Annotated in this window: 1 pseudogene; it reads right to left on the bottom strand. The window is 75.7% G+C overall.

From position 1 onward, the window contains the following. Positions 1-131 precede the first annotated feature (131 nt). Positions 132-247 (bottom strand): annotated as a pseudogene (locus GTR02_RS25030) (phosphate signaling complex protein PhoU); the annotation flags it as partial.

Raw genomic sequence — 247 nt, 5'->3', positions numbered from 1 at the left:
CCGAGCACCCCGCGACCAGGGCCGCGAGGGCGACGACGGTGCAGGTCAGGCCGCCCGGGCCGCCGGCCAGGATCCTCGGGGGACCCCAGCAGCGCGCCACCTCCCGGACGCTACACCTGCGCGGACGGCGCTCAGCCGACGAGCGGCGCACCGTCGGAGGACTCGACCTCGGCGTGCGAGCCGGTGACGAGGAAGACCACGGCCTTGGCCACCGACACCGCGTGGTCGGCGAACCGCTCGTAGTAGC

Origin of the sequence: Kineococcus siccus (assembly GCF_009906795.1) — a bacterium.
Classification (GTDB): Bacteria; Actinomycetota; Actinomycetes; order Actinomycetales; family Kineococcaceae; genus Kineococcus; species Kineococcus siccus.
This window is presented reverse-complemented; position numbering and strand designations above follow the sequence as displayed.